Annotated in this window: 10 protein-coding genes; 6 read left to right on the top strand and 4 right to left on the bottom strand. The window is 70.4% G+C overall.

The window, feature by feature from the left end; genetic code table 11:
• Positions 1-359: 359 nt before the first annotated feature.
• The 3 genes from ACFWU9_RS01175 to ACFWU9_RS01185 form a co-directional block, all read right to left on the bottom strand.
• On the bottom strand, positions 360-635 hold the full coding sequence (locus ACFWU9_RS01175; protein ID WP_384313619.1) for a hypothetical protein: 276 nt from the start codon (positions 633-635) through the stop codon (positions 360-362).
• 295 nt (positions 636-930) lie between these two features.
• Positions 931-1893 (bottom strand): prolyl aminopeptidase, encoded by a 963-nt coding sequence (gene pip / locus ACFWU9_RS01180; RefSeq protein WP_384313621.1) that lies wholly within the window; start codon positions 1891-1893, stop codon positions 931-933.
• 386 nt (positions 1894-2279) lie between these two features.
• On the bottom strand, positions 2280-2777 hold the full coding sequence (locus ACFWU9_RS01185) for a hypothetical protein (protein WP_384313622.1): 498 nt from the start codon (positions 2775-2777) through the stop codon (positions 2280-2282).
• 335 nt (positions 2778-3112) lie between these two features.
• On the opposite strand from ACFWU9_RS01185, the gene ACFWU9_RS01190 reads away from it, so the two are divergent.
• On the top strand, positions 3113-4306 hold the full coding sequence (locus ACFWU9_RS01190) for an acyl-CoA dehydrogenase family protein (protein ID WP_384313623.1): 1194 nt from the start codon (positions 3113-3115) through the stop codon (positions 4304-4306).
• A 649-nt stretch (positions 4307-4955) separates the two neighbouring features.
• Here the strand turns inward: ACFWU9_RS01190 and ACFWU9_RS01195 are convergent.
• Entirely contained in the window at positions 4956-5228 is a 273-nt protein-coding gene (locus ACFWU9_RS01195) for a hypothetical protein (protein WP_384313624.1), read from the bottom strand.
• A gap of 263 nt (positions 5229-5491) precedes the next feature.
• Between ACFWU9_RS01195 and ACFWU9_RS01200 the strand changes: the two genes are divergently transcribed.
• The 5 genes from ACFWU9_RS01200 (at position 5492) to ACFWU9_RS01220 (ending at position 12719) form a co-directional block, all read left to right on the top strand.
• Positions 5492-5992 carry a hypothetical protein gene (locus ACFWU9_RS01200; RefSeq protein WP_384313626.1) on the top strand — a complete coding sequence of 167 codons (501 nt, stop codon included), beginning with the start codon at positions 5492-5494 and terminating at the stop codon, positions 5990-5992.
• Positions 5989-6996, top strand: a complete 1008-nt coding sequence (gene pstC, locus ACFWU9_RS01205) for a phosphate ABC transporter permease subunit PstC (RefSeq protein WP_384313628.1) — start codon at positions 5989-5991, stop codon at positions 6994-6996. The genes ACFWU9_RS01200 and pstC overlap by 4 nt, the downstream gene beginning before the upstream one ends.
• Entirely contained in the window at positions 6989-8326 is a 1338-nt protein-coding gene (gene pstA, locus ACFWU9_RS01210) for a phosphate ABC transporter permease PstA (RefSeq protein ID WP_384313630.1), read from the top strand. The genes pstC and pstA overlap by 8 nt, the downstream gene beginning before the upstream one ends.
• Before the next feature lie 107 nt (positions 8327-8433).
• Positions 8434-10164 carry a phosphate ABC transporter substrate-binding protein PstS gene (locus tag ACFWU9_RS01215; RefSeq protein ID WP_384313632.1) on the top strand — a complete coding sequence of 577 codons (1731 nt, stop codon included), beginning with the start codon at positions 8434-8436 and terminating at the stop codon, positions 10162-10164.
• Entirely contained in the window at positions 10161-12719 is a 2559-nt protein-coding gene (locus ACFWU9_RS01220; protein ID WP_384313634.1) for a hypothetical protein, read from the top strand. Before ACFWU9_RS01215 ends, ACFWU9_RS01220 begins: the two co-directional genes overlap by 4 nt.
• The last annotated feature ends 29 nt before the right edge of the window (positions 12720-12748 follow it).

Here is a 12748-nt window from a genome sequence, read left to right on the forward strand (position 1 = left end):
CCACCTTGCCGACCAGCCTTCGCGCTCGGCCTCGGCGATGCGGGCGATGCGGGTGATCAGGTTGTCACGGATGTCGGCAAGCCGTGCCACCGAACTGAACCAACTGGCCGACCGGTTGGACAGATCGCAGTCGAGTACTGAAAGCAGTGGGCGAAGCCCGCCTCGCCGCCGCCGAGCAGAGGCTCGCTGTGCGGCAACGCGATCACGCCGGAGCCGGCCGAACGTGCCGCCGTCCCCGACGACGAGCACGACCGGGACACGGAGACACGCCGGGCGCCTTCCACCGTTCCGCGTGTCCGGCCTCTGCTCCCACTGGCCGCCCCCGCGTCGTTAGCGCGGGGGCGGCCTTCTGGGTGTGGTCAGGCGCTGGGCTTGTCCTCGGTGGTGGGTGTCGGCCAGGCGTCGCCGCGGTTGTAGCACTTGTACATGCGGTTCGCATGGACGGGAACCCCCGGATAGGCGGCGGAGATGCCGGCTATATACGCTTCGGCGGCGGCCTGTGCCGCAGCGTCCTCGTGCGGGAGCTGGGACGTTGGTGAGTTGAAGGAGATCTCGATCCTCGTGCTGATCGCCAGGTCTTCTGCCTCGGCCCACACGTCGTACTGAACGCTGTAGGCGCCTTCCGGAACGGACATGGCTGAACTCCTTGTAGGCATGAGAGTCCCAGGTGTCTGAGACGGGGCCTTGATGACGGATTGAGCCTAGGCCAGGCGGAGTTGGATTCCTCAGGGTTGGTCGTCGGTGAGCGCGTCGTGCCGTCCGCCTCGCCGGATCGCACACCGCGTCCAGGATCACGGTCCGGAACGTGGCGCCCGGCTCCGGCACGGTGACGAAGGAACAGGACCGGCCCTGGATGAACTTCTTGATATGACTCATGAGACAGGGGCGTGACGGCGGACTGGCAGGCGGGCTGTCATCTGACGCGCCGGCTCAGCAGGTGGCGAAGCGATCCAGAGCGCGGCGGATCTCGATGCGCATCCGATCATTGCCGGTGTGGCCCGAATCGACGGTGACCAACTCGGCAGTCGGCCATGCCTTGGCCAGGTCCCAGGCGATCTGAAGGGGACTGCCCAGGTCGAGGCGTCCGTGGATGAGGACGCCGGGGATGCCGGCCAACTTTTCCGCCTCCCGCAGCAACACGCCCTCGTCCAGGAATCCCGCGTTGCTGAAGTAGTGCGTGCAGATGCGGACGAAGGCCAAGCGCGCGTCACCGGCCCTCGCGCTGTACGAGCCGGGCGCACCGTTGATCTCGTGGGCGATGACGGCGTCCTCCCACTCGCACCAGTCGGCCGCGGCCTTGGCCCGCACCTCCGGATCGGGATCCTCCATCAGCCGGTTGAAGGCGGCTGCCATCTCGATGCCGTTCGTCGCCTTCGGAGCCACGGCGTGGAAGCGCTCGAACGCGGCCGGGACGTACTGCCGAACGCCCCAATCCAGCCAGTTGATCTCCGACCGGCGCGTCATCGTCACCCCCATGAGGATGACCTCGGACACGCGCCCGGGGTACTGCCGCGCATACGCGAGGATCAGCGTCGACCCCCATGATCCCCCCATGAGCAGCCACCGCTCGACACCGAGGTGCTCACGAAGCCGCTCCATGTCATCGATCAGGTGCTGCGTGGTGTTGACCGACATGTCGGTGGCCGGATCCGATGCGTGAGGCGTGGAGAGCCCACAGCCGCGCTGGTCGAAACCGAACCACCGATAGCGGTCTGGATCGAAACTGCGCCGCCAGGAGTTCCCGGTGCCGGAACCCGGTCCGCCATGCACGACGAGAGCAGGTTTACCCGCGGGATTGCCGAACTCCTGCCAGTGAATCGCGTTGCCGTCACCGACGTCGAGCATGCCGGAGGTGCGGGGTTCGATGGGCGGGTAGCGATAGTCCTCGGTCATCAGGGCAGCCTAGAGGCCCGCTGTCATGAGCCGATCGGCTCGCCAGGACCCAGTAGCCAACCGATCACGTCGATCGTGCGGCGCCGTGTAACTACCCGCCGGCCACCCGCCCCTGGTGTCCGATTTCGAAGTCCCGGGCTGTGACCGTGCGCCGGTCACCACCAGGCTGGACGAAAGCCCACGAGGTGTCCTCGTTACGAGACGCAATCCAAGTGTCCAGCGGACCAGGCCATTTCGGTTCCGCCGCCCAGACCGGTTTCACCGCCGCGTAGGCGAAGGACAGGGCGGTGCCGTAGCGGCACAGCCCGGTGCGGCCGATGTCACCGGGCGGCCTCGGTCCACATCGGCACGTCGCAGCGTTGTGCGCGTTGCCGTCCCCCGGCGACTCAGGAAGTAATGACGACCCGAGTGTCCGAAAGCCGTTCGGCTCCGGTCGGGCGGCCGGTGATCGCGATGATGTGCCAGGTGTCGGAGCTGTCGCGGCGGAGTTCGAAGTGGACGGCCAGGCGCTCGATCTCGGAGTCGTCCGCCGTGCGACGTGACCAGATCGCGTCCACGCCGGCGGCGCGTGAACTGTACGCGGTCACCTGACTGTCGGGGACTTCGGTGTGGGTGTAGCCGGCTGCCTTCAGCGGGGCCTGATGAACGGAGAGGAAGCCGAGCACCGCGTCCGGGTCGAGGCACCAGTCGTGCCTGGCTCGGGCTGGATCGGGGTCGTCCGAGGAGATGTGGAGAGGGGGTGTCCAGTAGTCGAGAACGGATCGGGGATCGGCGGACGAGTTCTTGGCGATGCCGACCCAGGCGGGGAAGTATTCGTCGAAGAACCAGACACGAGCCTCCTCGGCCGTACGCGCCAGCTCACCGTTGTGCGATTCGGAATTCATCCGGTTTCCCGTTCTCAGCGAGCGGTTGGAAGTCGTTGTCGCCCGACCCTAATGTCATCTGTGATCAGATCGCGGGTTGCCAGAGCGGTTGTCATCCGTTTCCCCCGAAAGGCCTTTCAGGTGGGGAGGTGAGCATTGGCCGCCGAATTATTCGTACGTCCGCCGTCCGGAAAACCGGGCACCCGCCGACGTGGCTACGGCGGATATCGGATTCCGGTCCGTTCCTTTAATCGGCTTCACTGGTGGACCGTGAGCCGGTCCGGCGGCACTTACTCTGACCTGGAGTGACGGTGAGTCTGTGCCGTCTTGTCACGTTACATATAGATAATCGAGATATGAGCGGACGCTGGACGGAGATCCTCGGAGAACGACTGGACGCGCCCGGCCGGGAGTTGGTGACGGCGGCGACAGCGCTGGTGCCATTGCTGGCGGCCAACGCGGACCGTGCCGACGCCGAAGGGCGGATCCCGGAGGAAAATCTCGCGGCGCTGCGGGAAGCAGGGCTGCTGCGGCTCGGTGTGCCGCGAGCCCTCGGCGGGCACGGCGTCCGCGTCGGCACGCTGCTGGCGGTGTGTACGGAACTGGGCCGCGGGTGCGCGTCGACCGCGTGGGTGACGGCCCTGTTCGGATCCGGCGGTGCGGTGGCCGGACTGGTCGGAGACGCGGTACGGGCGGAGATCTGGGGCAGTTCACCCGACATCACGCTCAGCAGCGCGGTCGGGGTGCCGGTGCCGGTCCGCCAGGTCTCCGGTGGATATGTACTGGACGGCCGGTGGGGCTGGGTCTCGGGGATCCGGCACTCCGACTGGGTCGGGCTCGATGTGCTGGGCGAACGGGAAGGCGGCAGCGCTCAGCGGGCCATGGCCTTCGTGCCCGTCACCGCCGTGAGCGTCGAAGACACGTGGGACATGGCCGGGATGAGGGGCACCGGCAGCGACACGGTCGTCGCCGAGGACCTCTTCGTGCCGGACGACCGGATGCTGTGGTTCGCCGATGCCGCCGCCGGCGTCTACCACCGTGGCGGTGACGGCGAAATGGCGACACGCCTGTTGTTCCCCGTGACCGCCATGGTCTCCTTCGTCGCGCCCGTGCTCGGTCTCGGCGTCGCCGTGTACGAGCACATCGTCGGCATCCTCACGGCGGGCAGGTCGGTCGTCTCCGGATCGCGACTCCACGACCTCGCCCGGGACACGCCGGGGGTCCAAGCGGGGGTGGTCGATGCCGCGGCGCTGATCGACGGTGCGATGCTCCGCATGGCGTGGGCGGCGGGCGAGCTGGATCGTGCGGCCCTCGCGGGTGTGATTCCGCCCGAGACGGCAGGCGTCCGGATGCGGGTGGACTTCGCTCACGCGGCGCGCTCGATCCGTCAGGCCGCGGACATGCTTCTCGACGTCGGGGGAGCGAGCCGGTTCGCCCTGGCGGACCCCGCGCAGCGGATGTGGCGTGACCTTGGCACCGCCACCCGCCACCCCGCGTTCGTCACCGAGGTCAACCGTGAGCGCTACGGGCAATTGCTGCTCGCCGAGTGATACCTGCCGAGGGTCGCCGGGGGTTTTCTGCCGCCCGACGCGGCGTCAGAAGCCACGTCGGGCGGCGAGCTGCTGCCGCGGGTGGGCGGATCTCAGGCGAGTGCTCGGGGTCCCCCAGGTACTGAATACCGTGGGCCCGTCGGACAGCTCCGGCCGAACGATTTCCTGGAGGGCGGCCACTGCGAGTCGCTGCGGTGGAAGTCGTACGTTGCGCCCTGGGGGACATGACTTCGTAGAGGTTCCCCGCGCCATCGGTGAAGTACAGGCCACGAGGGCACCACAGGTGGTCGGTCCGGCCAGGGACCGGGCGGTCTGCGGGAGCGGACGCGGGCGCGGACCAGCGTCGACCGGTGTACGGCCCATGAGGGGCGGACCCGTACCGTGTGCGAACGGATCATCGACGCCATCCCGGCGTGCCCCACCTGGCCGGCGATCCACGCGCGCGCGGGTACACCGACTCGCCGTTGCCCTGGGCTCCGGCGCCCGCCCGCCCGGCCCACCCGGTCGACCGCCTCGCGCAACTCCGCGTCGAGATCGCCCCGTACAGCGGGACGCCGGGGCCGGTCGGCCCCCGGGCCGGGGACGCCGGCCAGGCGCGCGACGCGATCCTGGCCCTGCTCGCCGAACTCCGGAGCGTGCGGAACGGCACTCAGATATCGGAGTCCAGGGCTTCCTTGAGCAGGCGGGCCCCGAGCCGCCCGTGTGCACGGTGGTCCCGGAAGCCCGTGCGGGAACCCGCTTCGAGCTGATCGAGCGTGCCGGCTCCAAGCGCCCCCGGGTTGTCACCGACCCACTGGAGGGCTGCCGCGACCAGGGCCACGGACCCTGGGCCCTCGAAGTCGACGACCTGGACGCGGCGTTCACCACCGGGCGCAACACGGCCGGCACGCAAACCGTCCGGCCCGGCGCCCGCTTCGCCCACGTCAAGGACCCCGAGAGCCATCTCGTCGAGCTGTTCCAGCCCCCGCCCGCCGCCTTGATCCCGAAAGCCGGTGGGGCTTTGTCCCGTGAGGGGCGAGTGGTCTGGACATCTCCGGCACATCTGGTTCCCCCACCGGATGTCCGGTGTTCACACAAACGTGCACGCCGCTCTTCCGTGCTCATTGAGGGTCAGGTCCGTCGATGATGCGAATCGGCCAAATATCTGCCGGACGCCTGAGTGTGTCCGGGAGGGGGCTGCACCTCATGAATCACCCGCGCTTTCTGTTCGTACTCAGACCCGACGCCGATACGGCGACCCCCGGGGACAGGTCCCTTCCGGAGCGCTCCGCCGCGACCGGTGGGGCGGTTTCGCTGGTGTGGCGCCTGGTCGGGCCCAACAACCGTGGTATCGGCCAGAGCTGGCGGAGCCATCCCGACCAGGAGGCCTGCCGGGCCGCCGTGCGCGGACTGCGTGAAGGACTGACACGGGCCCGGCCGCTCATCGCCATCGCGGAGTCCTCCGGGTTGTGGACCTGGCGGCTCGATATCGACGGTGGGCGGGTCGCCGTCTCGGTCCGGTCCTACCAGCGCCAGCGCGAGTGCCAGTACAGCCTGGAGAACTTCTTCCGGTCCGTACCCCACGCGCAGTTGGCGGCCGGCCTGGTCTCGACACCGGCCCGGCGCCTCCCGTACCCCGGTGCCGACCGCCCGTCCCGGCCCGACCCCGCCGAGCGGAACCGCGCCACCGGGGCAGGTACGCGATGACCCTCCTGGCCCCCGTGACCGAGGGGACGGACAGCCCGCGGACGCTCAAGCAGTCCGCCGGACTGCCCGACCGCGTCTTCCGCGGCCTGGCCCGCGGCAGCGGCGGTGTTGTGCTGTCCATCATGCTGCTGGTCGGTACGTTCCTCGGCTACCGCGCCTGGGAGGCCCTGCGGGTGGCCAAGGGCTCCTTCCTCACCGTGTCGGCCTGGGAGCCGGACTCGCGCCACTTCGGTATCGCGGCCGTCCTCACCGGGACCGTGCTGATCGGCCTGGTGGCCATCGCGCTCGCCGTACCGCTGGCCATGGGCGCGGCGCTCTACATCTCCGAGTACGCGCCGCGCGGGATCAGACGCACCATGATCAGCGTCATCGACCTGATGGCCGCGGTGCCCAGCGTGGTCTACGGCCTCTGGGGCGCGTTCTTTCTCCAGTCGCACATCGTCGGGCTGTCCCGCTGGATCTCCACGTACTTCTCCTGGATCCCGTTCTTCAAGGTCAACGGCGCCGACCCGGGCGATCCGCTGGCCACCTCGACCGTCTACACCTCCTCAACGTTCATCGCCGGGATCGTGGTGGCGCTCATGGTCACTCCGATCGCCTGCTCGGTCATGCGCGAGACGTTCTCCCAGGCGCCCGTCGGCGAACGGGAAGGCGCCTACGCGCTCGGCTCGACACGGTGGGGAGTGATCAGGACCGTCGTCCTGCCGTTCGGCAGGGGAGGTGCCATCGGCGGCACGATGCTCGGCCTCGGGCGCGCCCTCGGCGAGACCATCGCCGTCTACATGATCATCTCCCCTTCCTTTGTCATCCAGCCGCGCATTCTGGAGAACGGCACCAACTCCGTCTCCTCGCTGATCGCCCTGCGCTACGGCTCCGCCAGCGACTTCGGCATGTCGGCACTGATGGCGGCCGGGCTCGCGCTCTTCCTGATGACCCTGGTCGTCAACTTCGCCGCCTCCTCCATCGTCGCCCGCAGTCGCTCCGGTGCGGGGACCGATGCCTGAGATGAATCGGACCGCCCCCGTGCTCCCCTCCGCCACCCCGCCCTCCGCCGAGGACCCGCGGCCCGGGAACGTCCCGGCCGCCGACTCCCCGACGGTCTGCCCGGGCCCCCCGGACGACAGCCGGCCCGAGAAACGCCGCGCCGTCTCCACGGTGCGCGCCGGCGACATCAGGGCGCTGTTCGGCGCCCTGGCGGCCGCGCTCGGTCTGACGGTCGTGCTCTTCACCCGGATCGCGCCGTTCGACGCGCCGCTCGGCTTCGTCGTGGTCGCCTATCTGTTCTTCGTCGGTCTGTACGCGGTGCTGGTCTCCTTCAACGAGAACCGCGTGGCGGTACGGGACCGGGTGGCCGCGGTGATCACGCACAGCCTCGCCGTGCTCGTCGTCGGCGCGCTCGCCTTCGTGGTCGTCTACACCCTGTGGCGGGGCCGGGCGGCGCTGCCGTACCTGAACTTCTTCACCGAGGACATGTCGCTCACCGGCCCGGTCCAGCCGCTCTCCAGCGGCGGCATGCTGCACGCCATCGCCGGCACGGTCGAGCAGATGGTCATCGCCCTGACCCTCACCGTGCCGCTCGGACTGGCCTGCGCGGTCTTCCTCAACGAGGTCCCCGGCGGCTACTCCCGGTTCGTCAGGACCATCGTCGAGGCGATGACCGCGCTGCCGTCCATCGTCTCCGGCCTGTTCGTCTACGCCACGGTCATTCTCATCCTCGGCCTCGACAAGTCCGGTCTGGCGGCCTCCCTGGCCATCGGCGTGATGATGCTGCCGATCATCATCCGCGCCTCCGACGTGGTGATCCGGCTGGTCCCCGGCTCACTGCGTGAGGCGTCCCTCGCACTCGGCGCCAGCCAGTGGCGCACGGTCTGGACCGTCACGCTGCCCACCGCTCGCTCCGGACTGACCACCGCCGTCATCCTCGGCACGGCGCGCGGGATCGGCGAGACCTCGCCGGTGCTGCTCACCGCCGGATTCACCTCCGACATGAATCTCAACCCGCTGAGCGGTCCCCAGGTGTCGCTGCCCCTGGCGACCTTCGAGCTCGTACGGTCCCCCCAACCGGCCTTCATCGCCAGGGGGTTCGGTGCCGCCGCGCTGCTCATGGGCCTGGTCCTGCTGCTCTTCGTCGTGGCCCGGATCGTCGGCGGGCGGGGACCGGGCGAACTGACGCGACGTCAGACGCACCGCAGAGTACTGGCCTCCCGGAGAGACGCCGCACGCATGAGCGGGCGGAACGGGACCCCACGCGGCGCCGGCGTCTCCGCCGCCCCGCAGGCCGCCCCGCAGGCAGGGCCGCCGGACAGGGGGACCGGCACACCACCGGACCACTGAGCCCCACGGAGCCTCCGATCCGCGGAGCCGCCGGACCGCAGCACGGTCGCCCGCACCACCTACACCTCGCCCGCCCCGCCCGTCACACCGACAGGAGTCGTATCCCGATGTCCGGAACCCCTCCGGCGCCGCCCCGCACCCGTGCCCGAGCCGGCCTGACGGCCGTCACCCTCGTGGTGACGGTCCTGCTGGCCCTCGTACCGTCCGCCACCGCCGCCACCTACGTCCCGATCTCGGGCGCGGGCTCCACCTGGAGCCAGAACGCCCTGGATCAGTGGCGGGCGAACGTCAAGCAGTACGGCATGACGGTCAACTACAACGGCACCGGTTCCTCCGACGGCCGTAACCAGTTCCGCAACGGCACGGTGGACTACGCGGTTTCCGAGATTCCGTACGGGATCAAGGACTCGGGTGTGGTCGACTCACCGCCCTCGCGCGACTACGCCTACATGCCCATCGTGGCCGGTGGTACCTCGTTCATGTACAACCTCAGGATCGGGAACCAGCGGGTGACCAATCTGCGGCTGTCGGGCGCGGTCATCGCCAAGATCTTCACCGGCGGCATCACGATGTGGAACGACCCCGCCATCAGGGCCGACAACCCGGCCCTGGCCGCGTCGCTCCCCGCCCGCCGGGTCGTCCCCGTCGTCCGCTCCGACGGATCCGGGAGCACCGCCCAGCTGACCACCTGGATGAGCAAGCAGTACGCCTCCTACTGGAACTCCTACTGCGGACGGGCCGGGCGCGCCACTCCATGCGGCGCCACGTCCAACTTCCCGCTGGTGCCGGGCGGCGGCTTCGTCGCCCAGTCCGGATCGAACGGCGTCTCCGGCTATGTCGCCCAGGCGGGCAACGTCGGCACGATCACCTATGTCGAGTACTCGTACGCCGTCTACACCACCGGCTTCCCGGTGGCCAAGGTGCTCAACGCGGCCGGGTACTACACCGAGCCGACCGCCAAGAACGTCGCCGTGGCGCTGCTCAACGCCCGGATCAACAACAACAGTTCGTCCCCCGACTACCTGACCCAGATCCTCGACGGGGTCTACAAGAGCACCGACCGGCGGAACTATCCGCTTTCCAGCTACAGCTACATGATCGTGCCGACGGCCACACAGGCCAACTTCAACGCCCAGAAGGGCAAGACACTCGGCGCCTTCGCGTACTACTTCCTCTGCCAGGGCCAGCAGCACGTCGACAGCCTCGGCTACTCGCCCCTGCCGGTGAACCTGGTCGAGGCCGGTCTCGAACAGGTGCGCAGAATCCCGGGCGTCGACGTCGAGAACATCAACATCAAGACCTGCCGCAACCCGACCTTCTCCGCCGACGGCGGCAACACCCTCGCCGAGACCGCTCCCTATCCGCCGGCGTGCGACAAGAAGGGGAACACCCAGTGCTCCACCGGCACCGGAGGCGACAAGAAGCCCACGGTGACGCAGGGCGGCGGGAGTTCGGGCGGCAGCGGCGGCCAGGGCCCGGGCGGCGCGTCAGGGTCAGGTGGTACCGGCGGCGCAGGCGGAGGGTCGTCCGGAGCGGGCGCCGCGGGCGCGGGCGCCGCGGGCCCCGGCACCACGGGCGGCCCGGCGGGCACGGACGCGGGTGCGATCGACCCGGACACCGGACAGCCGCTGACGGCCGGGGGAGCCACCGGGGGCGCGGCGGGCACCGGGGCCGACACGGGTGGCGACGCCTACGCCGTCCCCGTCATGACATCGGGCTCCACCGGCAGCACACTGCGGCTGGCCCTCATGGTGCTGGCCGGCCTGCTGCTCGTCCTGATCACGGTGGGCCCCCCGCTGCTCTCCCGGTACCTGACGGCGAGGAAGCCGACCTCATGAAGATCGCGCGCGCCCGCCGGGCGCTCTCCGTACTCTTCGTCGCGCTCTGCTGCGCGCTCGGCTCGGGCGCCGTCATCGGCGGTGCCGTACCGGCCGATGCCGCCGGCACCCCCGCGGACCGCGCGCCCGTGACCGTGTCGGGGGCGGGCGACCTCGCGGACCTCAAGGTCACCGTCGCCCAGACCCGGCACCTGGTCAACGAGGTCGTCAAGGTCTCCTGGTCCGGGGGAGCGCCCACCCGCTCCGACACCTCCTACGCCGCCGACTACCTCCAGATCATGCAGTGCTGGGGCGACGACCCGAGCGGTCCCGACCCCGAGCAGTGCCAGTTCGGCGGCTCGGCGGCGCTCGGCCCCGGAGCCGGCAACCAGGCCGCGGGCGCGTACACCAACGGCCGTCAGCTCAGCTACGGCGGGCTGCGCGACCCGAAGCAGGAGATGCCGCCCCCGTCGCCCACGGGCATCTCCTACGTCGCCTTCCACTCGGTGACCGGCCAGATCACCAGGACCGGCAACTCCAACGACTTCTTCGACTCCAACACGACCAACGAGGTCCCCTACGCCCGTACCAACCCCGACGGCACCGGAGAGGTGTACTTCGAGGCACAGACCGCCGTCGAGGCACCAGGTCTCGGCTGCGGCGAGGCCGGCGCCGGGGAGCAGGCCCAGGGCGGGACCGAGGGCAGGCGGTGCTGGCTGGTCGTCGTCCCGCGCGGCACGACCGAGGTGGACGGCAGCGCCTACACCGCCCGGCCCAGCGGATTCCTCGAATCGTCGCCGCTCTCGGCCACCAACTGGGAGCGACGCCTCGTCGTACCGCTGCACTTCGAACCGATCGGCCAGTTCTGCCCGATCGGCGCCGACGAACGCCCCACCCTGGGCAACGAGATGATCGCCGAGGCCGTCAGCCGGTGGCAGCCCGCGCTGTGCCGCACCGGCGGCAGGTCGATCTTCGGCTATGCCCAGGTGACCGACGACACCGCGCGCGCGAAGCTCGGCTCCGGCACACCGGGCCTGGTGTTCCTCGGCCGGCCCGCCGCGGCAGACCAGCTTCCGGCGGGAGCGGAACCGGTGTACGCCCCCGTGGCGCTCTCCGGTCTCACCATCGGCTTCCTCATCGAGAGCCAGTCCTCGTTCTCCGCGCCGGAAGAGGTACGGGCCCGCGACGGCCGTCGGCTCACCAGCCTGAAGCTCAACCAGCGCCTGGTGGCGAAGCTGTTGACCGAGTCCTACCGGGACGGCAATTCGCGGTTCGCCCCGAGCGTCGAGGACAATCCCTTCAACCTCGGCCACGACCCGGAGTTCGTCGCCCTCAACCCGGAGTACGCCGATCTCGACTTCGGCGGCAAGCTCGGCGACGCGCTCGTACCCGAGGCACTCGCGGACACGGCACGCCTGCTGTGGAGCTGGGTGGACGCGGACCCCGCCGCGCGCGAGTTCCTCGACGGCACCCCGGACGACGAGGGCAGATACGGCGACCCCGGCAACGCGGGAATGAAGGTCAACCCGCACTACCGCGAACTCGACCTGCCCCTCGACCACTTCCCCAAGAGCGACCCGTTCTGCCAGCAGTTCGAGGACCGCCCCGACAACCCGCTCTGCGTCCAGGACAAACACCCGTACACCTCCGACATGCACGGCGCCGCCCGCGCCGCGGGCCGGGGCGACCCGCTGTCCCGCACCACCTGGGACAGCACCACGAACCCGCCCGCGTACAAGAAGGACCCGGCCCAGCCCGCCGGGCAGCGGGCGATGCTCGCGGTGGCGGACACCGCGACGGCCCTGCGCTTCGGTCTGATCCCCGCCCAACTGCGCAACGGCGCCCGGAAGTACGTCGCCCCGTCCACGGCCGGACTGCTCGCCGGACAGGCCGCGATGAAGCCGGGTGGAGTGAAGGACGTGCTCGAACCCGCGCCGGGCGACGGAGCGGCGAAGACCGCCTATCCGCTGACCTCGCTCGTCTACGCCGCGACCGTGCCCGCCGGGCTGACCAGGGCCGAGGGCAAGGACTACGCGGAATTCCTCACCTACGCCGCCGGTGCCGGGCAGCAGCCGGGCGTCGCCGCCGGCACCCTGCCCGACGGATACGCGCCCCTGCCGAAGGCGCTGCGCGACCGGACCGTCCAGGCCGCCGCCACCATCGCGGCACGGGCGGGCAAGGCCCCCGCCGACGCGGATCCCGGCTCCGGCGGACCAGGAACCGCGGCGGGCGGCGGCGTGGGTGACCCGGGGTCCGGCACGGCGGACGGCGGTGCGTCCCTCGGTGCGACCGGCGGGGCGGCGGGCGGCGCCGCGGCCGGGGCCGGCGGAGCGGGCGCGGCCCCCTCCGGCTCCCCGAAGCCCGCTGGGTCGCCCTCCGCACCGCCGTCGAAAGCGGCGGCGGCCGAGGCCGAGGCGGCGCTCACCCCGCCGTGGGTGCTCGGAGCCGTACGCAATGTCGTGCTGATCGTCCTCGTCGCCGGGCTGGCGGCCGCCGTCGGAGGACCGCTCCTGCCGAGAGTGGCGCCCGTCGTCGCGGCCCGGCTGCGGGCCCTGCGCCGGGAGGACGGCACCTGAAAAGCGACCGGCCGGGGACGGGACGACCA

The organism is Streptomyces sp. NPDC058653 (genome assembly GCF_042716895.1).
Lineage (GTDB): Bacteria > Actinomycetota > Actinomycetes > Streptomycetales > Streptomycetaceae > Streptomyces.

Coding starts and splice junctions, on each gene's coding strand:
- ACFWU9_RS01175 (WP_384313619.1), bottom strand. CDS start 635: ATGTCCGTTCCGGAAGGCGCCTACAGCGTTCAGTACGACGTGTGGGCC.
- pip (WP_384313621.1), bottom strand. CDS start 1,893: ATGACCGAGGACTATCGCTACCCGCCCATCGAACCCCGCACCTCCGGC.
- ACFWU9_RS01185 (WP_384313622.1), bottom strand. CDS start 2,777: ATGAATTCCGAATCGCACAACGGTGAGCTGGCGCGTACGGCCGAGGAG.
- ACFWU9_RS01190 (WP_384313623.1), top strand. CDS start 3,113: ATGAGCGGACGCTGGACGGAGATCCTCGGAGAACGACTGGACGCGCCC.
- ACFWU9_RS01200 (WP_384313626.1), top strand. CDS start 5,492: ATGAATCACCCGCGCTTTCTGTTCGTACTCAGACCCGACGCCGATACG.
- pstC (WP_384313628.1), top strand. CDS start 5,989: ATGACCCTCCTGGCCCCCGTGACCGAGGGGACGGACAGCCCGCGGACG.
- pstA (WP_384313630.1), top strand. CDS start 6,989: ATGCCTGAGATGAATCGGACCGCCCCCGTGCTCCCCTCCGCCACCCCG.
- ACFWU9_RS01215 (WP_384313632.1), top strand. CDS start 8,434: ATGTCCGGAACCCCTCCGGCGCCGCCCCGCACCCGTGCCCGAGCCGGC.
- ACFWU9_RS01220 (WP_384313634.1), top strand. CDS start 10,161: ATGAAGATCGCGCGCGCCCGCCGGGCGCTCTCCGTACTCTTCGTCGCG.